Source organism: Ideonella paludis (assembly GCF_018069865.1).
Lineage (GTDB): Bacteria > Pseudomonadota > Gammaproteobacteria > Burkholderiales > Burkholderiaceae_C > Ideonella > Ideonella paludis.
The window spans coordinates 427234-453754 of sequence record NZ_JAGQDG010000003.1; the positions used below are offsets into that span (position 1 = coordinate 427234).

The following is a 26521-nucleotide window of genomic DNA, read 5'->3' on the forward strand; positions in this document are numbered from 1 at the left end:
CGAAGTGTCCTCAGGGCTGTTGTTCAGGCTCTGCGTCGACTTGCTTGCTGTGCCTGAAGCGGCCCATCCAAGAAGGCGTGCGGAAGGTGACGATGCGGGAGTACAGGCTGAGATAAGCCAGCACAAAGACACCACAGGCGACAAGCATGGCCACGGAGTTGTCCCAGAAAACGGTCGCAGGGACGACGGATACGCTACTCAACACCCACAGATAGGGCGAGGTCATGGAATTGCCGCGCGTCGGCTCCATGCTGCCATCACGGCCAAGCGCCCAGCGCATCAGGCGGCGATAGATCAAGGTGTGCAGGTGGATGCCATCCGGCAAGGTCATCGGTCGCCCACGAATCACCTTGCGCCGATACATGGTGAAAAGCGTTTCAAACATCGGATAGGCCAGCAGCGTGAAAGGCAGCAAGGGCGAGACGGATGGGTTGCGTGCCACCAGCAGCAGCGACAGGGCCGACAGCCAAAACCCCAGCAGGTAAGCGCCGCCATCCCCCAAAAAGATCAAGCCCCGTGGATAGTTCCAAACGAAAAATCCAAGGCAAGCGCCAACGCCAGCGACCGACATGGCGGCCACAAAAACATCCCCCACCTGCAGCGCCACATAGGTCATGGCTGCAAACATGATGGCGGAACACATCGAGGCCAGACCGTTCATGCCGTCGATGATGTTGACGGAGTTCGCGAGACCTGCAACAAACAGCATGGTCACGCCTAGCGACACGGCGGTAAAGCCCAGAACTTGATCCACCACACCCATGCCAAGTGGCGCGACCTTAGCGCCTAGCAGCCACCAAGCGAGCAAGCCCGAGAAAGCCGTGGCCACCAAGCGGCGCCGGGGGGACACCGCTTTAGTCAAATCTTCATGCAGTCCTAGCGCAAAGGATGGGAGGGCAGCCGCCAACAACCACGCCAAGGAATTCCCCAGAGCGGGCCACTGCCAATAAGCTACGCCTAAGCTGGCCAACAAGCCGGCTGCAATGCCCACGCCCCCAATGCGCGGCACCACGTGTTGGTGCATCTTCTGTGGGCCGTCCAGATCGTGATCGGCCGACCATGCCGCATGGCGATGCGCCGAGGCAATCAGGCCAAAGCAGGTCGCCAATGCGATTGCAAAGGAGATGATGAGGACAATCAGCACGACATGACCCTGAGTAAGTGATGTGTCATCGAAGGGGTGCGATGCACCCGGCAGATGTTCTTATGATGAGTGTTGGGAGATAGGCTCGTTTAGATGCATTCTAAGTGCCTGACGAAAGGGGCAGATGGCCCAGGACCACGCATGATCAGGTTGCTGCTTCGGCGGGGCAATGCCACTTTTCCACCGAGCCACATTTCCGCGCCATGTGGTCGTTCAACTCGACAACTGCAACCTCACTCAAAGCTAGGCTCCCGCTTCCTCAACTTCGGCCGGGAGATGTGTTGTCTTCTTGATCAGCCGTGCGCCAAACTACCGTCGCTGAACGTCGAGCCAAAATTCTGCCGGTGCCTCTGAGCAGTTCCGCTCATCTGACGTCCGGGCCTGAGGTCTTCGGTCTACCAAAGTGCAGGTGCCGATCTGCTGCCGACGAAAATCTACAAAGGGAACGAAGCCACACGACGCAGATAGTCCCAGAGCCCAATTACAATGTTCAAGTTTAAACAGACCAATAAGAGCACGTTTGCCGCCAAGCCACCCCTGCAGTGGTCGTCTGCGCATCTGCTGAAGGAGACGCGGCGACGCGTAGCCCGCTTAGAGCATCCTTTCATCATGAACAGTCGCCAAGCCAAGCTCCAAGAAGACACGTCGTTTCGTGTGCTGCGTCTCCTTCAAGATAATCCCGACATCACCCAGCGCGAACTGGCCAGCAAGCTGGGTATCAGTGTTGGGGGGTTGAACTACTGTTTGAAGGCACTCATGGGCAAGGGCTTAGTGAAGATGAAGAACTTTGCTAGCTCTAAGAATAAATTTGGTTACGTGTACGTGCTAACTCCGAGTGGCATGGCGGAAAGGGCTGCTGTTACCCACAGGTTTCTGCAGCGCAAGATGGATGAGTATGAAGCACTTAAGGCTGAGATTGAAGCCTTAAAGAATGAAATCGCGATCAACACGCTGAAAGGATAAATTCCAATGAAGTCTGAGAAAAAAATTGCAATTATTGGCCTTGGCTATGTGGGTCTTCCCCTCGCTGTCGAGTTTGGAAAAATCCGTTCAGTTATCGGGTTTGATATCAACGCCAAGCGAATTGAGGAGTTGAAAGGGGGGCGGGATCATACGTTGGAGTGCAGCCCGCAAGAGCTATCTGAGGCAACGCATTTGCAATATAGTTGCCACCCCCAAGACCTTCTGAAGGCCCATATCTTCGTTATCACCGTACCTACCCCGGTAGATCAAGCCAACCGGCCGGACATGACGCCACTGATCAGAGCCAGTGAAACTGTTGGTAAAGTACTCAAAGTCGGTGACATCGTTATTTATGAATCTACCGTCTACCCCGGTGCCACAGAGGAAGTTTGCGTACCAGTATTAGAGAAATTGAGCGGTCTCAAGTTCAACCAAGATTTTTTCTGTGGTTATAGTCCTGAGCGCATTAACCCTGGCGACAAGGAGCATCGTCTACCCACCATCAAAAAGGTAACGAGTGGCAGTACCCTTGCAGTGGCCGAGGAGGTCGACCAGATTTATAAGGAAATCATTACTGCAGGCACTCACAAAGCGAGCAGCATCAAGGTGGCTGAGGCAGCTAAAGTGATTGAAAACACCCAGCGCGACGTCAACATTGCGCTGATGAACGAACTGAGTCTGATCTTTCACAAGTTGGGCATCGACACTCTCGAAGTGCTGCAGGCCGCGGGCACTAAGTGGAATTTCCTACCCTTCAGGCCTGGTTTGGTGGGCGGGCACTGCATTGGAGTTGATCCATACTACTTGACGCACAAAGCTCAAGAGGTGGGCTACCACCCGGAAGTTATTCTTGCGGGCCGCCGTATCAATGACAGCATGGCCAGCCATGTGGCCGATGAAACCGTCAAACTCATGTTGCGCAAAGGCTTGCCAGTGTTGGGGGGCAAAGTGTTGGTGCTGGGTTTGACTTTCAAGGAAAACTGTCCAGATGTACGTAACACTAAGGTAGTGGACATCATCAAGGCTTTGCAGGGCTACAACACCCAAGTAGATGTGTACGACCCTTGGATCGACCTGCAAGAAGCTGAACACGAATACGGCTTGAAGTGTCTGGCTGAAGTCCCTTCGGCGGGCCAGTACGCTGGCATCGTGTTGGCTGTTGGGCACCATCAATTCATTGAACTGGGCGAAGAAGGCATCAAAGCATGGGGCCAACCCAATGCCGTCCTGTTTGACGTAAAGAGCATCTTGCCCCTGGGCGCGGCAGACGGGCGTCTGTGATCATGAGCCGCTACGAACAATTGCAAACCCAACTGCGTCAAGAACCCAAGATCTGGCTCGTTACGGGTGTCGCTGGCTTCATCGGTAGCAATTTGCTGGAAGCTCTGCTAAAGCTCGACCAGCGCGTTGTGGGCTTGGACAACTTTGCGACAGGCTACCAACACAACCTCGACGAAGTACAAGGCTTGGTCACACCCGCGCAATGGGCTAACTTCCGGTTCATTCAAGGGGATATTCGCCAATTGGCTGACTGCCAACGGGCTTGCGCGGGGGTGGATTATGTGTTGCACCAAGCTGCCTTGGGCAGCGTGCCTCGCAGCTTAGCCGACCCAATCACCACCAATGGCTCCAACATCACAGGGTTCTTGAACATGCTGGTTGCAGCCCGCGACGCACAGGTGAAAAGCTTCACCTACGCCGCCAGCAGCAGCACCTACGGTGACCATCCAGCTCTGCCCAAGGTGGAGGACCAAATCGGTAAACCGCTGAGCCCCTACGCCGTAACCAAATACGTCAACGAGCTATACGCGGACGTATTTTCAAAGTGCTACGACTTTCACACCATTGGGCTGCGCTACTTCAATGTATTTGGCCCTCGCCAGAATCCCAACGGAGCTTACGCCGCTGTGATCCCTAAATGGGTGGCCTCGCTACTCAAAGGCGAAACGGTTTTTATCAACGGCGACGGTGAAACCAGCCGAGATTTTACCTTCATTGAAAATGCCATTCAAGCCAATCTGCTTGCCGCTACTTTGAAAGATCGTCAAGGCGGGAAGTGCACCGACGCGGCGACCCATCACCCTGCCCTAAACCAAGTCTACAACATGGCCGTCGGAGACCGCACTACCCTGAAGAGTCTCTTTGCCCTAGTGCGCGATAACCTTGTGCCCTTTGGTGTAAGGGCCAGTGCTGAGCCGGAGTACCGTGACTTCCGTGCTGGCGACGTGCGCCACAGCTTGGCTGATACAACCAAAGCCCACCGATTGTTAGGCTACGAACCCACCCACCGCATTGCCGACGGCATCCAGTCGGCGACCCGTTGGTATGTGGATCACCAGAATTTGTTGCAATGAACCACGAAGTTTGGAGTTGATGTGACCGATAAACCTATTTATGTGACTCAGCCCTACCTGCCATCACTGGACGAGTTCACACCATATCTTCGCCAGATATGGGACAACAAAATCCTTACCAACGGTGGGCCTTTTCATCAGCAACTCGAAAAGGCCCTGTGTGAATACCTCGGCGTTGAACACGTAGCGTTGTTCTCGAACGGCACATTGGCACTCATCACTGCATTGCAGGCGTTGCGCGTCAGTGGCGAGGTCATCACCACCCCCTACAGCTTTGTTGCCACGGCTCACTCCTTGCTCTGGCACGGCAATAAGCCCGTATTTGTTGATGTAGAACCAGAAACGCTTAATTTAGACCCGGCCAAAATTGAGGCCGCCATTACCCCGCAAACCACGGCCATCATGCCCGTCCACTGCTATGGGAATCCCTGTGACGTGGATGCCATTCAGAAAATTGCCGATAACTATAATCTAAAGGTGATTTACGACGCCGCTCACGCCTTTGGTGTGCAGTGTCATTGCGGTAGTGTGCTAAATCATGGCGACCTGTCGGTGCTAAGCTTTCATGCTACTAAGGTCTTCAACACCTTTGAGGGTGGAGCCATCATCTGTCCCGATGCCAAAACGAAACAGCGCATCGATCACCTAAAGAATTTTGGCTTTGTGGATGAAACCACGGTAGTGGCGCCCGGCATCAATGGAAAGATGAGCGAGATCAACGCTGCCTTTGGCATGTTGCAATTGAAGCACATGCCAGCCGTCATGCAACGACGGGCCGAAATTGATGCAACCTACCGCGAGGGGTTGAAAGGTGTGAAGGGCATTCGCTGCTTGCCCAAAGCGGGTCAAATCGTAGCCAACCACTCATACTTTCCAGTCATGGTGGACGCTGATTACCCCTTCAGTCGGGATGAGCTTTATCAACGGCTCAAAGATCACGGTATTTATGGCCGTCGCTATTTTTATCCACTGATTACGGACTTCCCAATGTACAGGGGCTTGCCTTCGGCTGCACGCAGTAATCTACCTGTGGCAACCGCTGCTGCTCAGAAAGTTCTCTGCCTACCCATTTATCCAAATTTGTCTAGTGATGCGCAGGGGCGTGTAATAGATTTAATTGGAGGTTGATCAGTATGGGCATGCTTTCAAGAGATGATCTAGTCAAGATGGGATTTCCATCTGTTGGCCAAAATGTCCTAATATCATCTAAAGCATCAATTTACGGTGCCAGCAGAATAAAGATTGGTGACAATGTTCGCATTGATGATTTTTGCGTCCTGTCTGCAGGCAGAGATGGTATTGTCATTGGAAGTAACGTTCATATTGCGGTATATTCTTTATTGATTGGGGCTGCGGAGATTGTGATTTCAGATTTTGCGGGTCTGTCGTCGAGGGTTTCAGTCTACTCAAGTAGTGATGACTATTCGGGTTGGACGATGACAAACCCAACTATTCCCGATAATTTCAAAAATCTGAATCATGCCTCGGTATTTATAGGAAGACACGTTATCGTAGGGAGCGGGTCAGTTATTTTGCCGGGCGTAAGGATTGAAGAGGGTGCCGCCATTGGTGCATTGAGTATGGTTAGTCGTGATTGCGAGAGCTTTGGTATATATTCTGGTAATCCTGCAAGGAAAGTCAAAGATCGTCAGCGTCATTTACTAAGTTTGGAGAAGGAGTTTTTGAGAGTGGGTAATTCCTAGCAATGAGCCTAAAGCGCAATATTGTCGCCAACTATGCTAGCCAACTGTATGTGACCGTAGTAGGCATCGTGATGGTGCCGCTCTACATACGATACATGGGCGCAGAGGCCTATGGCTTAGTTGGTTTCTTTGCCATGCTCCAAGTTTGGTTCGGGCTGCTTGACGTGGGATTGACACCGACCATGGCGCGCGAGTCGGCTCGGTTCCAAGGGGGGGCAAGCACTGCGCTGGAGTATAGACGTTTGACGCGTGCCCTTGAAGGTGTTTTTGTTGTAGTGGCGTTGTTTGCAGGCCTTTTGCTGTTTGCGACAGCCAGTCTTTTGGCCACAGAGTGGCTAAAGGCCGCTGAGCTACCTAAGAAAGAAATTACTCAATCCTTGCAGTTGATAGCGTTCATCATCGCGCTGCGTTGGATGAGTGGGCTATATCGGGGTGTGATCACGGGCGCAGAACGTCTGGTTTGGCTCAGCGGCTTTAACAGCCTAGTGGCCACCGGGCGGTTTGTATTGGTACTTCCCGTTCTCATGTATGTAAGTGCCACGCCATTGACTTTCTTTGCCTATCAACTCGGCATGGCCATGCTTGAGTTGATTGGGTTGGCTTGGATGGCCTACCGATTATTACCACCTATCGCTGAGGGCCAACGCATCCAATGGCAATGGGCGCCACTAAAGCCGGTTCTTAAGTTTTCGATGTCAATTGCTTTCACTTCATCTGTATGGGTCTTTGTCACGCAGACCGATAAGTTGATTTTGTCTAAGCTATTGCCCTTGGCGGACTATGGCTACTTCTCTGTGGCAGTCTTGGTTGCCAGCGGTATCATGATTGTGAGCAGCCCTATCAGCAGCGCCATCATGCCTCGCATGACCCGCTTGCACGCTGAGCGGAAAGACGCTGAGGTGATAGCAGTGTATCGGCGCGCGACGCAAATCGTATCCGTCACCGCGATTCCCATTGCAATTCTATTGATCTTCTTTTCGCCTAAAATTCTTTGGGCATGGACAGGCGATTCCGCTCTGGTGGAGCGGGCGGCCTCTGTTCTCCGCCTTTACGCTACTGGATATGCCTTTCTGGCTGTGAGCGCTTTCCCTTTCTATTTGCAATATGCTAGAGGTGACTTACGGCTGCACATGATCGGCAACGCATTATTTGTAGTACTACTCATTCCGTCTGTTATTTGGGCTGCTAATATTTATGGCATGAATGGTGCTGGTTGGGCTTGGCTGTTATCCAATGCAATATATTTTGCCGCATGGACGCCAATAGTCCATCATCGCTTCTCTCCTGGTTTGCACAAACTTTGGCTTTTGAGAGATATCGTTTCTATGACCATCTTGCCGCTTTTGGTTGTTGGACTTTGCTATCTATATTTTGGCGCAAGGGGAGATAGGTTATACATTGTTTTGGAATTGATATTTGTCGCGCTAATTTTATCGGTCTTGTCGTATGTGCAGCTTAAATTAATTAATCGAAATATAGAATGAGAAAAATTCACTTAGTCAAAAGCGAAGGTCCGGTAGTGTTTATTGGCGGAATGAATGCGATGCCAATGATGTATGCTATCGAGCTGCGTAAAGTTGGAATTGATGTCATTTACATTGTTGATCGGCCGAAATCAGATGGCTTGTCTCGACCTGAAAATCACTTCGAAGATATTCCCTATCCCTATCCTGATTGGATTATTGAATCGGTGCTTCCATCGCAGATTTTGGTAGCCATTTTTCCAAGATTGGTTTTCTGGTGGATTTCACGGAAAATCAAGTCCAGAACCACAAAGAGTCCGCAGGCCTGGGTATTGAACGGTTTTTTCTGTTCTATGGCATTTCTGATCCCAAAAAATAAACCTAAAGTGTTTTTGTCTCATGGCTCCGATCTGGACTGTTGGGCGGATGTTGAGTTGTCTGAAAAGTTGGCATCTTCTTTCCAAAATAGATCATTTTTCAAGTTTTTGCCATCGAAAATATCCACGTTTTTAATAAAAAGAATAGTTGCTCGGCAGCTTTCTGGCGCCTTGAGTTGTGACAAGGTTATATATTTTCCAAAGGGCTTTAATTCGTTTGGTGATCGTGTTGTAAGTAAGCTGGTTGATTCGGGTGTTGGGTATATTCCACGCTACGATGTTTCATTTGATGCATTAAAAAATGAGCCTCGTGGAATTCCTGACCGAGGTTCTGTATTGAGGATATTTTCTGGTGTCAGATTTTTGTTCGCTACCTTTCCCGAGGGAAATGAGGGTTATGGCAAGGGAAATGATGTAATTATAGAGGGGTTGGCGAAATACTTCAAGAGAAATAGGGATATTGAAATTCATTTCGTCGAGAAAGGAGAGGACGTTCTTTTGGCCAAAAAAATGTGCAAAGATCTTGGGATAGAGGATGTTGTCATTTGGCATAAAGAAATGAGGTTTATTGACTTGCTTAGTCTTTACAGAACTTCGGATGTTTGCTTTGATCAAGTCGGAGCTCATTGGATCGGCGCTATTGGTGTATATGCCCTTTGGCTTGGAAAGCCGTTGATTGCAAATGATTATCATCCGAAGGTGGTTGGGCTTTGGGATCATGGCTCACCAATACTATCCGCGAGCACTGCGGATGAAATATTTGGCCATCTTGTTTCATTGGAGTCAGTTTCGGAATCCAAAGTAATTTCTTCTAGATCGATGGAGTTCGCTGAGAACGTATTGGGCCCCCAAGCTGTTATGGACAGATTGTTTGAGGTGTCTGCATGAAGGTGCTGCACATAATTACTGGTCTTGATACGGGTGGTGCAGAACTCATGCTGTATAGACTCACTCAAGAGTTGCCAGGTGTGCAGCATTTTGTGATTTCTTTGACATCAATGGGTTCAGTCGCGGATCGATTGGCGAAGGCAGGAATCTCTGTCCGAGCACTAAATCTTAGTCCTGTAAATTTGGTGCGGTCATTCTTTAGGCTATATTCTTCTTGTAGAGCTATTAATCCCGATGTTGTGCAGACTTGGATGGTCCATTCCGATCTCTTGGGAGGGCTAGCGGTGCGTCTGGCGGGAGTACGTTCGCTGGTTTGGGGCGTTCGAACCACAGATTATTCAGTGGAGTCCCACAGCACACGCTTGGTGCGCTGGCTGTGCGCACGCTTGTCGCGTGTACTTCCTGCGCGCATCGTATGTGCAGCACACGCGTCGCTGCTCAATAGCCAAGCCGCTGGGTACGCTGCTGCCAAGCTGATGGTAATTCCCAACGGCTTCGACGTCGCTCGCTTGTCTGAGTCTTTAGGCGCAGGTGAGCCGATGAGGCAGACCTTAGGGCTGAATCGAGATGCGTGCGTGGTGGGTTGCTTGGGCAGATACAACCCAGCCAAAGATCACGCTAATTTTGTAACTGCGGCGGGCTTGCTGGCTGATCGCTTCCCCCATGTACGGTTCTTGATGGTGGGTCGTGGCTTGGATAAGGCTAATCAGGCGCTGATGCAGCATATTGAATCCACGGGCTTCCCAGAACGATTCATTCTGTTGGGGGAGCGATCCGACCCCGCAGTTTGTTTGAACGCTATGGATGTGTTTGTGCTCTCGTCATGCACTGAAGGATTCCCCAATGTCTTGGGAGAGGCTATGGCCATGGGCCTGCCTTGCGTCAGCACCGATGCGGGCGATGCAGCCATGCTTATGGGGAGCCGCGAATGGGTTGTACCTGTTCGAGACTCGAAGGCCTTAGCTGACAGGTTGGCGCAGTTGCTGGCTTTGCCGCTTGAAGTTCGTCAGCAAATGGGTGCGCAGGCGCGGCAGCGAGTGGTGGAGCAGTTTTCTATGTCTGCCACAGCTGATCAATTTATGAACCTCTATACCAGCTTGGTCACAGCCAAGTCATAAAGTGAAGCCAACATGTGCGGATTGACAGGATTTTTGGGCCGCAGCGTCTTAGAGCATCGTGATGCGGTAACTGAGGTTTTGGCTCACATGGCCCAAGCCATCGAATCTCGAGGGCCTGATGCTTTTGGTGCATGGTCTGATCCAGAGGCTGGCATTGCTCTGGCCCATCGACGTTTGGCCATTGTCGACCTATCGCCCGCTGGTGCTCAGCCTATGGTTGCTACGGGTGGGCGGTACGTATTGGTATTCAATGGCGAGATTTACAACCATGTTGCTTTGCGGCGTGAACTGGAATCCGTCGGGGCTTCGTCCGGCGCAACGACAATCGACAAAGTTTGGCGGGGCCATTCAGACACCGAGACCTTGTTGGCAGGGTTTGTGGCGTGGGGCGTGGAGGCCACGCTGCGTCGTGCTATTGGCATGTTTGCCTTTGCGTTGTGGGACCGTGAAAAAAGGGTATTGACGCTGGGCCGTGACCGTTTGGGCGAGAAGCCGATGTACTACGGTTGGCAAGGCCAAGGAGCGCGCGAGGTATTCTTGTTTGGCTCTGAGGTATCTGCTTTGCGGCGCCACCCAGAGTTTGCTGCGCCCATCAACCGCGATGCGCTGGCCTTGTACATGCGTCACAATTGCGTCGGCGGTGGGCATTCGATATATCAAGGCATTCACAAGCTGTTGCCTGGTCATTTGCTTACCTTAGCCGCGGGTCAAAATGAGCCCCGTCTGCAAGCTTGGTGGTCTGGGGCTGAAGTGGCGCGGCGTGGCGTTGCTCAGCCCTTTGACGGTTCGCCTGAGCAAGCGGTGGACGAGCTAGAAGCGTTGCTGAGCAGCGCTGTAGGTCAGCAAATGATGGCCGACGTGCCGCTGGGCGCATTTCTATCGGGAGGCATAGATTCTTCCACTGTCGTCGCCTTGATGCAGGCGCAGTCCAGTCGTCCAGTTAAGACTTTCAGTATCGGCTTCCACGAGGCTGGTTACAACGAGGCCGAACATGCGAAGGCCGTAGCCCAGCACTTGGGCACCGAGCACACGGAGCTATATGTCAGCGCGCGGCAAGCACTTGACGTCATTCCAAAACTGCCCAGGCTGTATGCCGAGCCCTTCGCCGATTCATCCCAAATACCCACTTTCCTAGTCAGCCAATTGGCGCGGCAGCACGTGACAGTATCCCTGTCGGGAGACGCGGGGGATGAACTGTTTTGTGGCTATAACCGATACCAAATGACTGCAAGGATGTGGGGGAAACTACAGCGGGTGCCTAAGTCAATGCGCCGCGCAGCCTCAGCCACTATCTGTGCTGTACCTCCTGCCCGTTGGGATGCGCTAGGCCGCCTGATGGCGGTGGCACGTTTGGGAGACAAGTTGCACAAGGGAGCGGCCTTGCTCTGCAACCAATCGGTGGGCGATCTTTATCGAGGCTTGGTGTCTCATTGGCCTGACCCTTGTGCGCTTGTCCTGGGTGGGCGTGAGCCGGCCACGGTACTCAAGGGCAACGAGCCTCCACTGGAAGGCTTGAACGATGTGGAGCGGATGATGGCGCTTGACATGCTCAGCTATCTTCCAGACGACATCTTGGCCAAAGTGGACCGCGCCGCCATGGGCGTCAGCCTCGAAACACGGGTACCTTTTCTCGATCACCGAGTAGTGGAGTTTGCATGGACTCTGCCTTTGACCCATAAACTGAATCACGGCGTGACCAAATGGCCGCTGAGGCAGATTCTCTACCGACATGTACCGCGAGAGTTGATAGAGCGGCCCAAAATGGGCTTTGGCGTGCCAATTGACCAATGGCTCCGTGGCCCCTTGCGCGATTGGGCCGAGTCATTGCTGGCTGAGTCTCGTTTGCTTTCTGAAGGTATATTTAATCCAGAACCCATTCGCCGAAAATGGTCTGAGCATTTATCTGGTCAGCGCAATTGGCAATACCATCTTTGGGATGTCTTAATGTTCCAGGCGTGGCATGAGGCTAATTCTTAAATGTGGCCCTATTTTATTTTGCCTCTTATCGTCCTATGGCCTGCTCTGACAGAGAGGTCGCAGTTTTATGGCAAGTGGAAGAGGCCGATGGAGTGGTATTGGCTGTTTGTCGCTGCTGTGATGGCCATGTTTATAGGTTGGCGGCATGAGGTTGGTGGTGATTGGATCAGCTATCTAGTATATGTAGATGACTTAGTCGGTGAAAGTGTGTCTGCAATAAGAGTAAACAATGACCCTGCCTATGCTGTTTTGAACTGGATTGGCGCTAACGTATTCGGAGATGTGTACTTTACAAACATTGTTAGTGGTATTATTTTTACAGGGGGGCTTTTCTATTTCTGCAAGAAGCTTTCTCGTCCGTGGCTAGGATTGTTTGTCGCCATCCCATATCTTGTAAATGTTGTTGCGATGGGTTATACCAGGCAAGGTGTCGCCATAGGTTTGGCCATGGTGGCAATAGCAAAGTTACTTTTTGAGAATAACGCCGGGAAATTCTTAATTTGGATAGCATTGGCTGCAGCGTTCCATAAATCGGCAGTTGTTTTGATTCTTGTAGCGCTACTTGCAGGTTCGAAGGGGAAGTGGCTTAAATTCTTCATGGTGGCTGTTAGTGCGCCATTTCTCTTTGTTTTGCTGTTGCAGGAATCCATGGATAGCCTGGTGCGAGGATACATCGAAGCAGAGTATAGCTCGGCAGGCGCGGATATCCGAGTATTCATGAATGCATTGCCCGCATGTCTTTTTCTTGTTTTTAAGAATAGATTTGAGCTTAAGGACGAGCATAAGGTCTTTTGGACGTGGATATCATTGCTGGCACTCGCCTTTGTTTTGCTGTTGAAGATTTCACCATCGTCAACTGCAGTAGATCGCCTTGCCCTCTATTGGATTCCATTGCAAATTTTAGTTTGGTCATCTATTCCGGATGTATTGGGAAGAAAGGGTGGGAAAAATTACAAATGGTCGGGCCTAGTGATTTCTTCTCAGATTTTTGTTTTGATGGTTTGGTTGTTTTTTTCCAATAATTCGGATGCCTGGATACCGTACAAATTTTATCCCTGGGAATGGATCTGGTCGTAGAAGTACACTGAATATTGAGTCAATGGTGTCGATTTGCGTCACGTAACGTGATGGATTGAGAAATCAACTTGCTTTTACTTGAGTGTTCATTTTTTTGATTCGGTGAAAGGCTTCTGTGGATTCTATCAATTGGAATTTTCAACAATATTAGTCGAGTGCCTAGATATCGCAAAGATGTGGCATGTGTGCCTTTTAATATTTCAGTTAAGAGCTAAAGAAGCTTAAATTTTCGATATGCGTATTGCAGTTGTGGCCAATACAGCTTGGTATTTAGTCAACTTCCGTTTGAACTTGATGAGTGCCTTGCAGGCGGCAGGGCACGAAGTGGTTGCGATTGCTCCCCCCGATGACTTGCAAGAGAGGTGTCTGCAAGCGGCGGGAGTGCGGTTTATCCCAGTCCCAATTTCGGGCTCAGGTACACATCCTTTGCGTGAATCGCGGAGTGTGCTACTTTTGCGGCGTGCCTTTCAAAGGCAAGGCGTGCATGTGGTTTTGAGCTACACGCCAAAGGGAAATCTATATTCCGCTCTGGGTGCCTTGAGTTTAGGCTTGCCTTTTGTCCCCAATGTATCGGGTCTGGGGCGTGCCTTCATTCGTAAGAATTGGGTCACGGCGGTGGTTAAGCTGCTATATCGACTGACCCTCGGGCGGGCGTCCACGGTTTTTTTCCAGAATTTGGACGATATGGCCATATTCGTGCACGCTGGTTTGGTTCCACCTGAGCGTTGCAAGCGTTTGCCGGGCTCAGGGGTGGACTTGTCACGATTTTCGGTCGCTCCCTTCCGTGTGCGCGAACACGACGCCCCAGTATTTTTATTGGTGGCACGTTTGTTGTGGGACAAGGGGGTTGGTGAGTTTGCCAAAGCGGCCCGAATGGTGCGCCGGCATTACCCCAATGCACAGTTCCAGTTGCTGGGCTTTCTGGATGTCGACAACCCGTCTGCGGTGCCTAGGGCTCAGGTGCATGAATGGGAGGCTGAAGGCTTGTTGACTTACCTGGGGCCGACTGATGATGTTCGCCCATTTTTGGCGGCAGCTGATTGCGTAGTGTTGCCCTCATACCGCGAGGGTGTGCCTCGCACCTTGTTGGAGGCTGCAGCCATGGGGCGTCCGGTGATCACAACAGATGCACCGGGCTGTCGAGATACGGTGGTGCATGGGCAAACAGGATTGATGTGCCGTGTGGCGGATGCCGATGACCTAGCTTCGCAAATGTTGGCTTGGTCGGCCCTTCCCGTTACTGAACGCCATGCCCAGGGCCAGCGTGGGCGGAAGCGAGTTGAAGCTGAATTTGATGAGCGGCTAGTGATTCAGGCGTATGTCCAAGTGGTGCAGCAGCTGGCAGCGAGCTTGAACAAATAGGTTTCACGATTGAGGTGATGACCGTGACTCCTCACTAGGGTGGTGTCAACCATCGCCACCTCCAATTGTCTTGCAGAGCTGTTGTCCATCTACCCTAACGAATAGCGTTTATCTGCCGCGCCACCCTGGCTGGAGACTGCACAGCCACTGATCGCGACAGTTAAACCCGGTTGAACTGAACCATGTGGAGTCGGCGGCAGGCAGCGCCTCGGTTTGTACTGGGGGTTTGATACGGAGGCCCCCGCTGATGCTGCTCATTGTCACCAGCGTCGCGGCCAGCAGACTCCAGATTTGCCACTAGCGGTGGGCTTGGCATCCTCAGTTTCTGGGATGCTGTGGACGGATTGCAGGACTCGCGCGGGCTTGCACCGGCTTCGGCGCATGCCCGCCCCACACGGCCCACAGGCCGCGTAGCGATGGCGATGAACCACGGCACAGCAGTTCATGGCGGTGGCCCCCTGGCTGTCGTCGGTGGCTGTGCTTGCCCCGGCGCAGGCAAGTGCTTCAGCTCTGGCAGTGTCTGCACAATCTTGAGCGGCGCTTGGCAGCATGGGCAGGCATTGAATTTGATGCGAGCCACGAGCGCCATGAAGTCTCTGGCCGATTCCGTGGCCTGCAGGTTCGGTGTGGGCTGATGCAGTGCTTGGCGCGCTTGCGCCAGTTGCGCCTTCTTGCAGCCATTGGCCAGCACGCCGTAATGGCGGATGCGCTTGATGCTGACCTGCCTCCTTCAGCCGTGCCAGTGAATTGTCAGGGGTCCTGAGGTTGAAGGTTAATGGATCTGGGCAGGAGTTTCGTGACGAGCTGCGTCGCCTGCCTGTCGACGTAACTGCTCGGCATACTTGGCCGGAGGAATCCGACCAATGCTGCTGTGGGGCCGCACCTCGTTGTAGTCGCTGCGCCAAGCAGCAATCTCGGTGCGTGCTTGGCTCAGGCTCTGGAACCAATGCTCATTGAGGCATTCGTCGCGGAACTTGCCGTTGAAGCTTTCGATATAGCCATTCTGCATGGGCCTGCCTGACTCGATCAGGATGTGCCTGATGGGGTGCTCCTGCGTCCAGGCAATGAATGCTCTGCTGGTGAACTCCGAGCCGTTGTCGGTTCTGACAACTTCCGCATATTCCCGAAAGCACGCCGCTTTGTGTAGCAGCCTGGTCACGTACAGGCCGCTGATGCCGTAGTCCACAGCGATATCAACACATTCGTGGCTGAAGTCGTCGGCCACGGTCAGGCATTTGATCCGCCGCCCATTGGCCAAGCTGTCGCTGACGAAGTCCATGCTCAATGCCTCATTGACTTGCCGTGCGATGTTGAGGGGTGTGCGCTCCATCACCGGCCGCTTGCGCACCGCCAAGTTGGCTGCACTGTAGAGCCGGTACACCCGTTTGTGGTTGACGCCCGGAAACTCCCGCCGCAGCAGGTCGTGCACACGTCTATAGCCAAAGCGCCTGCGGACGTGCGCGATCTCGACGATCTTGTCCTTCAGTGCTTGGTTTTGCACATTGGGCTGCGGTGGGCGCCTGTAGCTGTCTCTGCTTAGCCCCACAAGCCTACACGCGCGACGCTCAGACAACTGATGCTCCTGCACCAGCTTCCTGATCATCTCGCACTTGGCCTGTGGGGCTACCTTTTTACGCCAAGCACGCTCTTGAGCGCATGCAGGTCCAGATGGGCTTCGGCCAAAAGATGTTTGAGCTTGGCATTCTCAGCTTCCAGCTTGCGCAGCCAGCGCGCCTCCGAGACATCCATGCCGCCGAACTTCGCCCGCCACTTGTAGAACGTGGCGTCCGAGAACCCGCCTTTGCGGCAGATCTCCGCCACCGCCATGCCGGCCTCGGCCTGCTTCAGGAACCCAATGATCTGCTGCTCTGTGAATTTGCTCTTCCTCATGTCCGCGATTCTCCAGAAAAGCGGACCTCTTGCTACTTTAGGTTGGTAGGGCTAGAGGGGGGCAAGTCACACGTGCCGAAACAAAAAGCGGCTGGCCGATGCTACGTGGTTGATGGTCGAGAAGCAGTTCCCGCAGTCGCGCGCTAGGTGCACCATGTAGGCATCAATCTCGGCCGCATCCAGCGTGTCCGGGCTGCGCTTCAAGTGCTTGGCCATGCGCGCCAGGGCGTCCACATAGGCCTCTTGGGTGCGCGGGGCCAAACCCCGCACCACCATCGCATTGAGCATCTTGTGCCGCGAAGTAGTGGTCATCATCGTCTCCTTCAAGCTGGGGATCATTCCCCAGCCCGAAGGCTTGACCCACTTGCCTTCCCAGGCAAGCTACCCCACAACGAACAACACGGTGGCTGCCCTCAGCAGGCAGCCACCGCGTAGCGGTTTAGTTCAACGACTCTGTAGCCGGATCAATCCACGTCCAATCAGCCACGCTGACAGGGCAAGTCCCGCACCTAGCGCGGTCAGTATGGTGATGATAGACCGCTTCGGCTTATGCTTCAGCTCCGCCGCCTCAGCCACATCCACTACCTGAATTAAGGCTCCTTCACGCCCTTCATCCACTTTCGCTAACTCGTACTGCTTGGCCATGAGTTCAAACAAGGTTTCTTGATATCTGAACTCGCGGTAGCGGCTGACGTAATCTGTCTGTCTCTCGCTGTTTTTTCCGACCGTAAGCTCTTGGTCCGATAGCCGTTGGCGCAAAGCTTCGAGGGTGGTGCTAAGGGCCTGAACTTCGGGTGTGCTGTTAGCCAAGGTCGTGCGTAAGGCGCGCAGCTTAATCTCCGTCGCAGTGAGCTCAGCCTTGGTGCGTGCGTACGCCTCAGCCGCTGACTTTGGGTCCGCATTTAGTGCGCCAGAGTTGAAACCACTCTGCTCTAGAGAGACCTGGGCGTCGATGAGCTTTTGCCTGGACTCCTGCCACTGTTTCTCAAAGAACACCCGCCGCTGCTGGGCTTCGGTCAATGCGAGCTTGGCGTTGAGGGCGCGCAACTCCAAGACAAATTGATTGGCGATGTCCGCGGCACGTTTGGGGTCTGTGTCTTCAACTGTCACGTTGATCAGGCCATCTTTTTTACCCAAAGAAATCTGAACACGTTCATCAAGTTTTTTGCGTGCGTCGACACGGTACTTGGTTTCGTACGCTTCGGTGAGCCTGAACTTGTCGATAATCTTGTCGCTGACGGTCACACTCTGCATAAGTGCGACCATTTGGTCTGCTGGGGTCTTCATGCCTGCAGCACCGCCTGCCAAGCCAGCTAGGGAACCCAGTGAAGCCAGCGCCGACGCGGCGGCGCTTTGCTGTTGCTGAGGCGGCAAAAATGTGGTGGTGGCGACAAAGGTTGGCGTGATCAAAAAGCTGCACGCATAGCCTAGCCCACCAGCCACGAGCGGGGCAGAAAGCAATAGTTTCCAGTTTTGCAGCAATGGGTGGATGAGTTGACTGAACGTGATCTCGTCCTCCAACTGGTCATGGTGGGAAGGAGTAGTGGGGAATTGTTCACTCATATTCAAATCCCCAACGCCTTGATGCCGGCCAGGCCCAAACCAAACTGATAGAGGATTTGCGTCCAATCCTTGGCGTCTTGTGTGAAGGTTGTCTTATTCAACTCCTCAGGCACAAAAATGGTGTCGCCAGGCAATAGAGATGCGGCTTCAAAACCTGAAACACCCGAGCCCCAAAAGTTCGCACCTTGACGGGCGCTCACCACCGAACCATTGGCTCGGACCACGAACATGCTCCGTGCGTCCGCCCCCCGTGTGGGGCCGCCAGCCAATTTCAGGAAATCACCGGTTGTAGCACCAGCAACATAAATAAAGCTGCCGGCGTTGAAGACGCTGCCGAAGACACCGACCGACGTACTTTGACTAGGGATGTGTAGCTGATCGCCGTCTTCTAGAGCCAAATTAGGCAAATCCTTGGCTTCAGGGGCGACTTGCAAAACAACCCGGCCAGTCGGCCTCACCAAACGCAGCCGCTCAATCAGGCGCGCACTGGCTGCTGTAGCGTTAGTCTGGGCCGCTACTTCTTCACCCGTCGACACCCGCCGACTGGCCTGAGACTTGGCCATTTCAGTTTCAAGGTCACGCAAAGCTTTGTCGTAGTTGTCTTGCTGCTGTTGCCGAACACTCTCACGAGTGAATTCCGTGCCAAAGACGTACGCTGCGTTCGTCAAACCACCAGCGGCCTTGACCGCGTCGGAAATGGTGCTACCGGCAGGGAGGATGTACTCGCCCGGGTTGACAACTTCCCCTTCAACTTTGACGCGCTTGCGTTGCTTGTCCTTAGGTAGAGCGGCTGAGATACCGCTGAACGCGCGCACCAAGTCTCCGGTACCCAGCAAGCTGTTGCCGTTCTCAGGCAGGCGCATTTCAGCGACTCGACCGGTGGCGCGGTCTTCAAGACGCTCCACCGCGACACGTGTCCTATCTGCGACAGCGTTGAAGCCTCCAGCCATGCGCAGCGCGTCGTTCAGGTTTTCTTTGGGTTTGAGCTCGAACACCGCAGGTAGATTCACGCTCCCGACGACGGCGACTTGTGGGCCTACGGGGCTGATGTGGATGACATCATCGGCCTGTACGATCTGATCAGCCTTGCGGTCGCCGTGGATCAAGATGTCATATAGATCCAGTTTGGCGACAACCTGGCCAGCGCGGCGCAGTTGGATGTCTCTGAAGCTGCCAGCCGCCGATGGGCCACCGGCCTTGACCAAAACGTGGAGCACGGAGGCCAATCCGCTGACTGTCAGGCTGCCAGGGCGTTGGGCATAGCCGGTGACGAACACGCGCACGCCTTTGATCTGGCCGAGCGTCGCCGCAATCTGAAAATTTCTGAAGACGGTTGCAACCCTGCGGGCGATCACATCAGCCAGATCAGCATGGCGAACACCCGCCACCTGTACAGCGCCTATGCGAGGGATGGAGATCTTTCCGGTGCGGTCGACATTGAGGCGCAAATCAGCGTCGACTGAGCCCCACAGCGTCAGGCTGATTTCATCGCCGGGGCGGATGGTGTAGTCCGGCGGGATGGCGGTTTGGGCTTCGCTTCGGCCGTTGACAGGGTCCGTCAGCAACTCAGCGCCGAATCGCTTGAGATCCGTGATGCCAGATTGCGTTCGCGCGTACTGCTCAAACTCACCCGGTACATACGGTGTCGCCTTGGCACGTACTGGAGTGCTTGCGCTCTCCTCGACGTCCAACAAGTCCCGCGCTGAGGCTTGTGGCTGACGAAGGCGTACCGCACCCGAAGGCGCTTGGCTTTCAGCACCTTGCCCGGATCCAAAGGCATCGCGGCCCGCGTCGGCTGTGCTTTGCGCGAATGCGGGTTGACCGGCCGAAATGAAGAGGGCCACTAGGGCGCCCATCCATGGGAGTCGCTGAGTCAAGGGCTTGTTCATAGAGACAATGGTGAGTGGAGGAGGGCATTCGGCACCCCGCCGCGTGGTTCTAACGTAGGCGGACGATTCTATCGAGCACCAAGAGGCTCAATGCCTCATCTGTACAACTTCGCATGGGAGACTGAAGTTGGGCTGGCCGTAGCCGAGCCAGCGGTCAGCGGGCCTGATAGTTCGCTGCCACCCACTCTTTGTAGGCGCCGCTCTGCACTTGGGCCACCCATTCAGCATGGTTCAAGTACCACTGCACCGTCTTGCGAATGCCCGTCTCAAAGGTCTCTGCCGGCCGCCAGCCCAGCTCGCGTTCGATCTTGCGGGCGTCAATAGCATAGCGGCGGTCGTGGCCGGGGCGGTCCGTCACATAAGTGATCAAGCGCGCATAAGGGCCGGCCGGGTCTGGGCGCAGCTCATCCAGCAGCTTGCACACTGTCTTGACGATGTCGATGTTGGCCATCTCGTTCCAGCCGCCGATGTTGTAGGTCTCACCTAGGCGGCCGCCGGCCAGCACCGCGCGGATGCCGCTGCAGTGGTCTTTGACATAGAGCCAATCGCGGATCTGCTGGCCGTCGCCATAGACAGGCAAGGGCCTGCCTGCCAAGGCGTTGACGATCATCAGCGGGATCAGCTTCTCGGGGAAGTGATAGGGGCCGTAGTTGTTGGAGCAGTTGGTGGTGAGCACCGGCAGGCCATAGGTGTGGTGCCAAGCGCGCACGAGGTGGTCGCTGGCCGCCTTGCTGGCGCTGTAGGGGCTGTTGGGCTCGTAGGGGTTGGTCTCGGCAAAGGGCGGGTCGGTGGGCTTGAGGCTGCCGTAGACCTCGTCCGTAGAGACATGGTGAAACCGGAAGTTCGCCCGGGCCTCGCCTTGCAGCGTGCCCCAGTAGGCGCGGGCCGCCTCCAGCAGATTGAAGGTGCCTTCGACATTGGTCTTCATGAAGGCGCCGGGGCCATGGATGGAGCGGTCCACATGGCTTTCGGCCGCAAAGTGGACGATGGCGCGAGGCTGATGAGTGCTGAGCAATTGATCGACCAAGGCCCGATCGCCGATGTCACCATGCACAAACACATGGCGGCTGTTGCCTTGCAACGACGCCAGATTGGCCAAATTGCCGGCGTAAGTCAGCGCATCTAAATTGAGGACGGGTTCATCTGACTGGGCCAGCCAGTCCAACACAAAGTTGCTGCCGATAAAGCCGGCGCCGCCGGTGACAAGAATCATGATAGGCCTTTGAATGCGGGTGAGTGTGGCGATGCTTTTTTAAGTCTTTTTGGGCGCATCTCCGGAAAAACGCCATGGCGCATGCCAACCCGAGAGTGTAGTCAATCGCCGCAATTTCTAGCAAAAGGAGATAATGCAAGGCGATGACCCTTTCAAACACTGCCTTAGAGCCCAGCGTCCCTGTGGACGCTTCCCCCGCCCGTTTTGACACGCTCCCACTGGATCCCAAGCTCTTGCGAGCGGTGGAAGACCAGGGCTACGCCTTCATGACGCCGATTCAAGCCAAGGCCATTCCGGTGGTGTTGGCGGGCCGCGATGTGATGGGTGCCGCGCAAACCGGCACGGGCAAAACGGCAGCGTTTTCCATCCCGCTGTTGCAAAAAATGTTGCGGCACGAGAACAGCAGTGCCTCTCCCGCTCGCCACCCGGTGCGTGCCTTGGTGCTGGCGCCTACGCGCGAGCTGGCCGACCAAGTGGCTCAGAACGTCAAGGCCTATGCCAAGCACAGCAACTTGCGCTCGCTGGTGGTGTTTGGCGGGGTGGACATGAAGCCCCAGACGTTGGATTTGAAGCGCGGCGTCGAAGTCTTGATCGCCACTCCCGGCCGTTTGCTGGACCATATTGAAGCCAAGAACTGCTCACTGGGCCAAGTGGAGTACGTGGTGCTGGATGAAGCAGACCGCATGCTGGACATCGGCTTCTTGCCAGACCTGCAGCGCATCCTCAGCTACCTGCCCAAGCAGCGTCAAACCTTGCTGTTCTCGGCGACGTTCTCACCCGAGATCAAGCGCTTGGCCTCCAGCTATTTGCAAGACCCGGTGCTGGTGGAGGTGGCGCGTGCCAATGCCACGGCGTCCACGGTGGAGCAGCGCTTCTACAGCGTCGAGGGCGATGACAAACGTCGCGCGGTGCTCAAGCTGCTGCGGGACAACGACATCAAGCAGTCCATCGTCTTTGTCAATTCCAAGCTGGGTGCCGCACGTTTGGCCCGCTCGTTTGAGCGTGATGGCCTGCGCACCTCGGCCTTGCATGGCGACAAGTCGCAAGATGAGCGGCTCAAGGCGCTGGCCGCCTTCAAGGCCGGCGAGGTCGACTTGTTGGTAGCCACCGATGTGGCGGCACGCGGCCTGGACATTGCAGACTTGCCGGCCGTTTTCAACTTTGATGTGCCTTTCAATGCCGAGGACTATGTCCACCGCATTGGCCGCACCGGTCGCGCAGGGGCCTCAGGCTTGGCGGTGACTTTGGTGGCGCGCAGTGATGCGCGTCTGATTGGCGATATTGAAAAGCTGATCAAGAAGAAGATCGATCTTGATGCGCTGGAGTTCGAGGACGATCGGCCAAGACGCCCGGCCTATCGTGACACCGAAGACGCACCCGTTGCGCGGCCGCGCAGCGAGCCGCGCTATGAGTCGCGCGCCCCGGCCGCACCCAAAGACCCGTTCTTTGACAAGCCTTACGAGTCCTCGGAGCGCGACCAGCCCGCAGCGTGGGAGCGTGGCCCGGCACCTCAGGCGCCGGTGCGTCTGTCCCCCAACATCCGACCCAAGCGCAAAGTGGCGGCCTTGTTGGGCGGCAGCAAGCCCTGAGCGTCCGCATGCGTACTGATTGGCGCCCGCGGCTCTGGCGCGCTGTGTTTGTGTTCACCGTGCTGGCCATTCTGGTTTTGGCCCTGGCACCCATGCCGCCTTCACCCAGATCCGTGCCTTACGCCGACAAGGTGCAGCACGCTTTCGCCTTCTTCGTCTTGTGGGTGATGGGTGCTCGCACGGGCTGGTGGCGCACGCTGCCGCTCGCTGGCCTGCTGCTGGGGCTCGGCGCCCTGATTGAGGTGGCTCAGGGCTTCACGGGCTATCGCGATGCGAGTTGGGCCGACTTGGCGGCAGACGCTTTGGGCGTTGGCCTTGGCTGGGGATTGGTGGCCGTCAGGCCAGCCACATGAACACGGCGGGCAGGTCCGCGGGTAGCGTTGGGCTGGCTTGCTGGCGCCACTGAGCCACACTCAGTGTTTTGCAGCCACCGCCGGCCGAGGTCAGTCCCCAAGCGACGCTGAGTCGGGTGTTGGGCTTCAGGGCTTGGATCAAGGCCACCAACAGTGCGGTGTTTCGATAGGGCGTCTCGATCGCAATCTGGGTCTGTCCTTCTTGTGCGGAGCGCGCCTCCAGTGCGCGCACGCGTTGAGCCCGCTCAGCAGTGTCTTGCGGAAGATAGCCTTCAAACGCAAAGCGCTGGCCATTCAAGCCGCTGGCGGCCAAGGCCAAGGTCAATGAACTCGGCCCCGCCAAGACGTCCACCACGATGTCGCGTCGGTGCGCGGCGCTCACCAAGCCAGCGCCAGGGTCGGCCACGCCGGGCAAGCCCGCGTCTGACAGCAGGCCGATATCGTGCCCGTGCTGCGCAGGGGCCAGCAGCGCCTCCCAGGCCTCGGCGCTGATGCCGTCGGTGCTGCCTTTGCGGGCTCTGGGCATCTCCTGAATGGACAGTTCCTGCAAAGGCTGACTCAGAGGCTGCACCTCATTCACACGCTTGAGAAACGCTCGGGCGGTCTTGGCGTTTTCCACCACCCAGTGCTGCAGGCCTGCAGCGCGTTGCAGCGCGCCTCGGCTCAGCACCTGCTCAATCGCCGTCGGGCTGGTGGCCAAATCCAGCGTATTGGGCACCAAGATCAAGCGACCGCGGGAGGCGCTCATGCCAGCCCCTCTGCGGTCAGCAGCGGGTCCAGCCCGGCAGCGCGCATCAAAGCCGCAGTGCGGATCAAGGGCAGGCCGATCAAGGCGGTGGGGTCGTCAGAGACGATGGCTTCCAGGAGTGAGATGCCCAGCGTCTCGCACTTGGCGCTCCCGGCGCAGTCGTAGGGTTGCTCTAGACGAAGATAACGCTCAATATCGCTGGGCTCGAGTGTGCGGAACCGCACCTGCACCGGGGCCAGTTGCACCTCTGCAAAGCCGGTACTGCGGCGCACCACAGCCACCGCGGTTTGAAACACAATTTGTCGACCGCTCATGCGGGTCAACTGGGCCGCTGCGCGCTCGTGGGTGCCGGGCTTGCCTACGGCTTCGCCGTCCACGTCGGCCACCTGGTCAGAGCCAATCACCACCGCATCGGGGTACTGCTCGGCCACGGCTTGGGCCTTGGCCAAAGCCAGTCGCAGCGCCAAGTCTGCGGGCTGCTCGCCAGGCAGCGGGCTTTCATCGACGTGGGGCGACACGGCTTGAAAAGGGGTCCTGAAACGCTCCAGCAGCTCGCGCCGGTAGCGCGATGTGGAGGCCAAAATCAATGCAGGGGAGGGCGACATGCGCCGATTTTCCCACTCTTGCCCCTTTAAACTCCCGGCCATGACGGCAACTTCATTTAACCCCTTGCGGCTCGACATCAAGCCGCTGATCACGGACGCCCAAACAGTTCAGGGCCAAACTCCCGTGGCACAGTTAGAGCGCCTGCACGAACTCGTCATGGCGGAGCACATGCCGACAGAGGCTTCCGTGGCGTGGCAATTCCAAGGGGAGTTGCGCCCAGTGACCGGTGGGGCTCCTGAGATGTGGGGTCGATTGGCGGCCGATGTCGAAGTGGCGCTGGTCTGTCAGCGATGCCTGGGGCCGGTGCGTGAGCATCTGTCGCTGGACCGCTGGGTGCGCTTTGTGAACACCGAAGAGGAAGCCGAGGCGCTGGATGCGGAGTTGGAAGACGATGTCTTGGCCCTGCCACGTTGGCTGAACATCCTTGAGCTGATCGAGGACGAGTTGATTCTGGGCATGCCGCTGGTGCCGCGTCATGGCGTTTGCCCGAAGCCCCTGCCTGTGCCGGTGGATGACCTGCCGGTGGTGCCCGAGGAGAACCCGTTCGCTGCCTTGGCGGGCCTGAAGGGCAAGTTGGGCAAATGACGGGTGCATGCTATACTCGCGGACTTTCCCGGGCTTACAGCAGGCGTCGCAGTGATTGCGATATGCCCCTGATGAGAGCGGCGGGCGGCTCGCGAGGGCCGTGTGTGCGGTTTGGGCTTCAGTCCTGAATCGGTGATTTGACGAGCGCTGGGGTAAGCCCGCTGAGTCTTGTGGATGCAAGTGTCAGCCCTTGGGTTTATGTCGCGCTGTTTTGCGTTTTTTTAAGCGCACCAGGAGATTTCCATGGCTGTTCAGCAGAACAAAAAGTCGCCCTCCAAGCGGGGTATGCATCGTTCCCACAACGCGCTGACCCAGCCGGGCACTGCCATTGAGGCCACCACGGGTGAAGTGCATCTGCGTCACCACATCAGCCCGACCGGTTTTTACCGTGGTCGCAAGGTTCTGAAGACCAAGGCTGACGCCTGATCTTGAGGGTGGCTGAGCGCGCACCCTCCTGTGCGCGCTTGATGTCCATGTGGTGCGCCGCAGGTCCTCTCGAACGTTTACGCGTTCAGAGAGTGGGCGCTTGAAGTTTGCGCCCGCTTTGCCTACGCTGTGTCTCACACCGATTCTCTGACGCCCCTGTCGCGTGTCCGCTTAGCCGTGGACTGCATGGGGGGCGACCATGGCCCTTCCGTGACCTTGCCGGCCTGTCAGTCCTTTCTGGCAGCGCATCCGCAGGCCGAGTTGGTGCTTGTCGGTACGCCCGAAGGTCTCGCGCCTGCTCTGGGCTGGCCGCGCTGCATTCACGTTCATGCCTCCGAAGTCGTCTCCATGGACGACCCCGTTGAGGTGGCGCTGCGTCGCAAAAAAGACTCGTCCATGCGGGTTGCGATCAGCCAGCTCAAAGCGCAAGGGGAGGTCCCGGCTGCTGCAGATGCTTGTGTGTCTGCCGGCAACACTGGGGCCTTGATGGCACTGGCGCGCTACCTGCTGAAGACCTTGGACGGCATTGATCGGCCCGCCATCGCGTCGGTGATCCCCAACGACCGTGGCGAGTTCACGACCATGCTGGACCTGGGTGCCAATGTGGACTGCACGGCCGAACATCTGCTGCAGTTCGCGGTGATGGGCAGCGCCTTGGTGTCGGCGGTGGATGGCAAGACGGAGCCTTCCGTGGGGCTGCTGAATATCGGCGCTGAAGCCATCAAGGGCAGCGACGTGATCAAGCAAGCGGCTGATTTGCTGCGCGCGGCCGCCGATGATGGCCATCTCAATGTCTACGGCAATGTCGAAGGCAATGACATCTTCAAGGGCACGGTGGATATCGTGGTCTGCGATGGTTTTGTCGGCAATGTGGCGCTCAAGACGACCGAAGGCCTAGCCTCGATGCTGGCGCACTTCATCAAAGAAGAGTTCACTCGAACATGGTGGACCAAACTGGCGGCCTTGGTGGCTTTGCCGGTGCTGAAGCGTTTCAGAGCTCGGGTCGATCCGCGCAGTTTCAACGGTGCCGCGCTGCTCGGTTTGCGAGGCCTGGTGTTCAAGAGCCACGGGTCGGCCGATGCATTTGCTTTCGAGCGCGCATTGGTGCGCGCTTATGATGCAGCCAGAAATCGTCTGCTCGATCGGGTGCGCGACCGCATCATCGAGACCTTAGAGGCGATGCCTTCTGCAGCCGACAATGCGTCGGGTGCGCCTGTTGCAGCATGACCTCCT

At 55.7% G+C, this 26521-nt stretch carries 24 protein-coding genes; 16 read left to right on the forward strand and 8 right to left on the reverse strand.

The window, feature by feature from the left end; all coding sequences use genetic code 11:
* Positions 1-10: 10 nt before the first annotated feature.
* Positions 11-1144: an MraY family glycosyltransferase gene (locus tag KAK11_RS09735; protein WP_310737779.1), complete on the reverse strand. Its 1134-nt coding sequence runs from the start codon at positions 1142-1144 to the stop codon at positions 11-13.
* Between the two features lie 486 nt (positions 1145-1630).
* Between KAK11_RS09735 and KAK11_RS09740 the strand changes: the two genes are divergently transcribed.
* The 11 genes from KAK11_RS09740 to KAK11_RS09790 all read left to right on the forward strand — a co-directional run bounded on the left by KAK11_RS09740 (position 1631) and on the right by KAK11_RS09790 (position 14426).
* Positions 1631-2107 carry a MarR family EPS-associated transcriptional regulator gene (locus KAK11_RS09740; RefSeq protein ID WP_246498710.1) on the forward strand — a complete coding sequence of 159 codons (477 nt, stop codon included), beginning with the start codon at positions 1631-1633 and terminating at the stop codon, positions 2105-2107.
* 6 nt (positions 2108-2113) lie between these two features.
* Complete coding sequence (gene tviB, locus KAK11_RS09745) at positions 2114-3388, forward strand: Vi polysaccharide biosynthesis UDP-N-acetylglucosamine C-6 dehydrogenase TviB (RefSeq protein WP_210808703.1); 1275 nt, start codon at positions 2114-2116, stop codon at positions 3386-3388.
* 2 nt (positions 3389-3390) lie between these two features.
* Positions 3391-4461: an NAD-dependent epimerase/dehydratase family protein gene (locus tag KAK11_RS09750; RefSeq protein WP_210808705.1), complete on the forward strand. Its 1071-nt coding sequence runs from the start codon at positions 3391-3393 to the stop codon at positions 4459-4461.
* A gap of 21 nt (positions 4462-4482) precedes the next feature.
* Positions 4483-5589 (forward strand): DegT/DnrJ/EryC1/StrS aminotransferase family protein, encoded by a 1107-nt coding sequence (locus KAK11_RS09755; RefSeq protein ID WP_210808707.1) that lies wholly within the window; start codon positions 4483-4485, stop codon positions 5587-5589.
* A 38-nt stretch (positions 5590-5627) separates the two neighbouring features.
* Positions 5628-6164, forward strand: a complete 537-nt coding sequence (locus tag KAK11_RS09760; protein WP_246498712.1) for an acyltransferase — start codon at positions 5628-5630, stop codon at positions 6162-6164.
* Positions 6165-6166: 2 nt separating this feature from the next.
* A complete protein-coding gene (locus KAK11_RS09765) occupies positions 6167-7648 on the forward strand; it encodes an oligosaccharide flippase family protein (protein ID WP_210808711.1) in 1482 nt (493 codons plus the stop codon).
* The gene (locus KAK11_RS09770) at positions 7645-8892 is read left to right on the forward strand and encodes a glycosyltransferase (RefSeq protein ID WP_210808713.1); all 1248 of its coding nucleotides are present in this window, start codon (positions 7645-7647) and stop codon (positions 8890-8892) included. Before KAK11_RS09765 ends, KAK11_RS09770 begins: the two co-directional genes overlap by 4 nt.
* Positions 8889-10010 (forward strand): glycosyltransferase family 4 protein, encoded by a 1122-nt coding sequence (locus KAK11_RS09775; RefSeq protein ID WP_210808715.1) that lies wholly within the window; start codon positions 8889-8891, stop codon positions 10008-10010. Before KAK11_RS09770 ends, KAK11_RS09775 begins: the two co-directional genes overlap by 4 nt.
* A gap of 12 nt (positions 10011-10022) precedes the next feature.
* Complete coding sequence (asnB, locus tag KAK11_RS09780) at positions 10023-11987, forward strand: asparagine synthase (glutamine-hydrolyzing) (protein WP_210808717.1); 1965 nt, start codon at positions 10023-10025, stop codon at positions 11985-11987.
* 87 nt (positions 11988-12074) lie between these two features.
* Positions 12075-13064, forward strand: coding sequence for an EpsG family protein (locus KAK11_RS09785; protein WP_210808719.1), 990 nt, complete (start codon positions 12075-12077; stop codon positions 13062-13064).
* A 234-nt stretch (positions 13065-13298) separates the two neighbouring features.
* On the forward strand, positions 13299-14426 hold the full coding sequence (locus KAK11_RS09790) for a glycosyltransferase family 4 protein (RefSeq protein ID WP_210808721.1): 1128 nt from the start codon (positions 13299-13301) through the stop codon (positions 14424-14426).
* A gap of 772 nt (positions 14427-15198) precedes the next feature.
* Here the strand turns inward: KAK11_RS09790 and KAK11_RS09795 are convergent.
* The 5 genes from KAK11_RS09795 to rfbB form a co-directional block, all read right to left on the reverse strand.
* Positions 15199-16316 (reverse strand): IS3 family transposase gene (locus tag KAK11_RS09795; protein ID WP_375140676.1). Its coding sequence is split into 2 segments (ribosomal slippage): positions 15199-16055 and positions 16055-16316, totalling 1119 coding nucleotides; the frame shifts between segments, so codons are not numbered across the junction.
* A gap of 66 nt (positions 16317-16382) precedes the next feature.
* Complete coding sequence (locus tag KAK11_RS09800; protein ID WP_210808725.1) at positions 16383-16628, reverse strand: site-specific integrase; 246 nt, start codon at positions 16626-16628, stop codon at positions 16383-16385.
* Positions 16629-16760: 132 nt separating this feature from the next.
* The gene (locus tag KAK11_RS09805; RefSeq protein WP_210808727.1) at positions 16761-17879 is read right to left on the reverse strand and encodes a Wzz/FepE/Etk N-terminal domain-containing protein; all 1119 of its coding nucleotides are present in this window, start codon (positions 17877-17879) and stop codon (positions 16761-16763) included.
* A gap of 2 nt (positions 17880-17881) precedes the next feature.
* On the reverse strand, positions 17882-19768 hold the full coding sequence (locus KAK11_RS09810) for an SLBB domain-containing protein (RefSeq protein WP_210808729.1): 1887 nt from the start codon (positions 19766-19768) through the stop codon (positions 17882-17884).
* Between the two features lie 154 nt (positions 19769-19922).
* Positions 19923-20981, reverse strand: a complete 1059-nt coding sequence (rfbB, locus tag KAK11_RS09815; protein WP_210808731.1) for a dTDP-glucose 4,6-dehydratase — start codon at positions 20979-20981, stop codon at positions 19923-19925.
* Between the two features lie 143 nt (positions 20982-21124).
* Between rfbB and KAK11_RS09820 the strand changes: the two genes are divergently transcribed.
* Positions 21125-22570, forward strand: a complete 1446-nt coding sequence (locus tag KAK11_RS09820) for a DEAD/DEAH box helicase (RefSeq protein ID WP_210808733.1) — start codon at positions 21125-21127, stop codon at positions 22568-22570.
* 8 nt (positions 22571-22578) lie between these two features.
* Positions 22579-22923, forward strand: coding sequence for a VanZ family protein (locus tag KAK11_RS09825; protein ID WP_210808735.1), 345 nt, complete (start codon positions 22579-22581; stop codon positions 22921-22923).
* Here the strand turns inward: KAK11_RS09825 and KAK11_RS09830 are convergent.
* Together KAK11_RS09830 and KAK11_RS09835 are read right to left on the reverse strand one after the other, a co-directional pair.
* On the reverse strand, positions 22907-23671 hold the full coding sequence (locus KAK11_RS09830; protein WP_210808737.1) for an SAM-dependent methyltransferase: 765 nt from the start codon (positions 23669-23671) through the stop codon (positions 22907-22909). The two genes, KAK11_RS09825 and KAK11_RS09830, sit on opposite strands and share 17 nt — an antisense overlap.
* Positions 23668-24276 carry a Maf family nucleotide pyrophosphatase gene (locus tag KAK11_RS09835; protein WP_210808739.1) on the reverse strand — a complete coding sequence of 203 codons (609 nt, stop codon included), beginning with the start codon at positions 24274-24276 and terminating at the stop codon, positions 23668-23670. Before KAK11_RS09835 ends, KAK11_RS09830 begins: the two co-directional genes overlap by 4 nt.
* 40 nt (positions 24277-24316) lie before the next feature.
* Here KAK11_RS09835 and KAK11_RS09840 point away from each other — a divergent pair, with 40 nt between their 5' ends.
* The 3 genes from KAK11_RS09840 to plsX all read left to right on the forward strand — a co-directional run bounded on the left by KAK11_RS09840 (position 24317) and on the right by plsX (position 26515).
* Positions 24317-24862, forward strand: a complete 546-nt coding sequence (locus KAK11_RS09840) for a YceD family protein (protein WP_210808741.1) — start codon at positions 24317-24319, stop codon at positions 24860-24862.
* Between the two features lie 243 nt (positions 24863-25105).
* Entirely contained in the window at positions 25106-25288 is a 183-nt protein-coding gene (gene rpmF, locus KAK11_RS09845; protein WP_210808742.1) for a 50S ribosomal protein L32, read from the forward strand.
* A 129-nt stretch (positions 25289-25417) separates the two neighbouring features.
* Positions 25418-26515, forward strand: coding sequence for a phosphate acyltransferase PlsX (gene plsX / locus KAK11_RS09850; protein ID WP_210808744.1), 1098 nt, complete (start codon positions 25418-25420; stop codon positions 26513-26515).
* Positions 26516-26521: the final 6 nt, after the last annotated feature.

What these genes read in the sequence shown, in the direction of transcription:
- KAK11_RS09740 (WP_246498710.1), top strand. Translation starts at nt 1,631, where the DNA reads ATGTTCAAGTTTAAACAGACCAATAAGAGCACGTTTGCCGCCAAGCCA.
- tviB (WP_210808703.1), top strand. Translation starts at nt 2,114, where the DNA reads ATGAAGTCTGAGAAAAAAATTGCAATTATTGGCCTTGGCTATGTGGGT.
- KAK11_RS09750 (WP_210808705.1), top strand. Translation starts at nt 3,391, where the DNA reads ATGAGCCGCTACGAACAATTGCAAACCCAACTGCGTCAAGAACCCAAG.
- KAK11_RS09760 (WP_246498712.1), top strand. Translation starts at nt 5,628, where the DNA reads ATGGGATTTCCATCTGTTGGCCAAAATGTCCTAATATCATCTAAAGCA.
- KAK11_RS09765 (WP_210808711.1), top strand. Translation starts at nt 6,167, where the DNA reads ATGAGCCTAAAGCGCAATATTGTCGCCAACTATGCTAGCCAACTGTAT.
- KAK11_RS09770 (WP_210808713.1), top strand. Translation starts at nt 7,645, where the DNA reads ATGAGAAAAATTCACTTAGTCAAAAGCGAAGGTCCGGTAGTGTTTATT.
- KAK11_RS09775 (WP_210808715.1), top strand. Translation starts at nt 8,889, where the DNA reads ATGAAGGTGCTGCACATAATTACTGGTCTTGATACGGGTGGTGCAGAA.
- asnB (WP_210808717.1), top strand. Translation starts at nt 10,023, where the DNA reads ATGTGCGGATTGACAGGATTTTTGGGCCGCAGCGTCTTAGAGCATCGT.
- KAK11_RS09785 (WP_210808719.1), top strand. Translation starts at nt 12,075, where the DNA reads ATGGAGTGGTATTGGCTGTTTGTCGCTGCTGTGATGGCCATGTTTATA.
- KAK11_RS09790 (WP_210808721.1), top strand. Translation starts at nt 13,299, where the DNA reads ATGCGTATTGCAGTTGTGGCCAATACAGCTTGGTATTTAGTCAACTTC.
- KAK11_RS09800 (WP_210808725.1), bottom strand. Translation starts at nt 16,628, where the DNA reads ATGACCACTACTTCGCGGCACAAGATGCTCAATGCGATGGTGGTGCGG.
- KAK11_RS09805 (WP_210808727.1), bottom strand. Translation starts at nt 17,879, where the DNA reads ATGAGTGAACAATTCCCCACTACTCCTTCCCACCATGACCAGTTGGAG.
- KAK11_RS09810 (WP_210808729.1), bottom strand. Translation starts at nt 19,768, where the DNA reads ATGAACAAGCCCTTGACTCAGCGACTCCCATGGATGGGCGCCCTAGTG.
- rfbB (WP_210808731.1), bottom strand. Translation starts at nt 20,981, where the DNA reads ATGATTCTTGTCACCGGCGGCGCCGGCTTTATCGGCAGCAACTTTGTG.
- KAK11_RS09820 (WP_210808733.1), top strand. Translation starts at nt 21,125, where the DNA reads ATGACCCTTTCAAACACTGCCTTAGAGCCCAGCGTCCCTGTGGACGCT.
- KAK11_RS09825 (WP_210808735.1), top strand. Translation starts at nt 22,579, where the DNA reads ATGCGTACTGATTGGCGCCCGCGGCTCTGGCGCGCTGTGTTTGTGTTC.
- KAK11_RS09830 (WP_210808737.1), bottom strand. Translation starts at nt 23,671, where the DNA reads ATGAGCGCCTCCCGCGGTCGCTTGATCTTGGTGCCCAATACGCTGGAT.
- KAK11_RS09835 (WP_210808739.1), bottom strand. Translation starts at nt 24,276, where the DNA reads ATGTCGCCCTCCCCTGCATTGATTTTGGCCTCCACATCGCGCTACCGG.
- KAK11_RS09840 (WP_210808741.1), top strand. Translation starts at nt 24,317, where the DNA reads ATGACGGCAACTTCATTTAACCCCTTGCGGCTCGACATCAAGCCGCTG.
- rpmF (WP_210808742.1), top strand. Translation starts at nt 25,106, where the DNA reads ATGGCTGTTCAGCAGAACAAAAAGTCGCCCTCCAAGCGGGGTATGCAT.